Genomic DNA, 1,338 nt, shown 5'->3' with positions numbered 1-1,338 from the left:
GACAGGTATCAGTGACAATATGTTAATGGCTGCAAGTCAGGCCTTAGCAGATATTTCAATGGAATATGACAAGGCACCAGGGGCAATATTGCCGCCAATAAAACTTATCAGAGAGATCAGCGAAAAAATAGCCTATGCAGTAGCCTTACAAGCGGTTGAAGACAAACTTGCTTTACCAGTAACATTAGAAACTTTGGAGCGTCGTTTAAAAGCCAATTTTTGGCTACCTAAATACCGCAACTATCGTCGTACTTCTTTTTAGAATTTAAAAAGTAGCTGCTAAAAAGCACTTAAAAAAAGCGCACAAAAAAGCCGAATGTTATTAAAAATAGCATTCGGCTTTGTTTTTTATTATATTTTACTAAAGTTTAAGCAATAAAAAACTCCTTTAAATTTTAAGAATTAAAAGGGTTTAAAAATAATTAACCTTAGTCGATTAACGAGAGTAGTATAGTTGATCTTCAGCAGTATTTGAGCTAACTGTTGACAAGCTTTAGCTTATATAAATATTACCTTCAATATTATTCTTCATATGCAGTAGACGAGGAGCAATATCTTCTTCTAACTTAGTACGGCTAAGCACAAAACTTGGCGCGCCACAATTAAAAGTTAGTAATCCCTCAGTAGGGTGCATCATGGCAGTAGCAACAGCATTGACGTCTTTTTGCCATTCACTAATCGAAAAACAATACCCATAATCTTCATAATCTTTAAATGCTTTGTCCAGTCCTCGCCTAATTTTTAACCAGTCGTCTTTATACTTACTACGAATGGCATCAAGGATAAATTCTTGTTCAGCAGGTGGCATACTGGCTAAGCAAGCTCGTCCCATAGAACTTAAATGAATGGGCAGGTATGAGCCAACATTGCGTCGCATGGTAGTCGTGCCAGACCCTTGCACGACATTTAGATACACCATCGTCAGTCGATCGCGGGTTGCCATGGCAACCGCACTATTGGCATAATCCGCCAACTCTTCCATGTACGGTGTGACTAAATTGTTGATAGAGATGTTCGCCATCATTGTATAACCAAACCCCAACACACCCGCAGAGAGCTGATATTTACTACTGTTGGTCGATTGCTTTAAATATCCTAATTTGACCAAGGTATAAGTAAGACGCGTAATCGTCCCTTTAGGCAGACCTGTCATTTGACTTAGATCTTGATTGCCGAGATAAGGGCGCTGCGGGGTAAAACAACGTAGCAGCTCTAGTCCTCGGGCCAAAGCCGTAACAAACTGCCTGTCGTTTTTATCTTTCATCTCTGCAATCGGCTCTAACAGCTCAATGTGTGTTGCTTCATTAGAGTTTTCATCAGCAAGGGTATTAGTAGTCA

2 protein-coding genes are annotated in these 1,338 nt (G+C 39.5%); one reads left to right on the top strand and one right to left on the bottom strand.

From position 1 onward, the window contains the following. The coding region (locus tag ACS8FD_RS14800) for a malic enzyme-like NAD(P)-binding protein (protein ID WP_439276414.1) at positions 1 to 262 on the top strand (262 nt) is incomplete at its 5' end. Positions 263 to 493: 231 nt separating this feature from the next. Here ACS8FD_RS14800 and ACS8FD_RS14795 read toward each other — a convergent pair. Beyond that, entirely contained in the window at positions 494 to 1,291 is a 798-nt protein-coding gene (locus tag ACS8FD_RS14795) for an IclR family transcriptional regulator (protein WP_439276415.1), read from the bottom strand. Between the last annotated feature and the right edge of the window lie 47 nt (positions 1,292 to 1,338).

The sequence above is a fragment of the Psychrobacter sp. 1U2 genome (assembly GCF_051847575.1).
The sequence above is the reverse complement of the archived record's forward strand: the minus strand, read 5'-3'. Positions and strand labels throughout refer to the sequence as shown.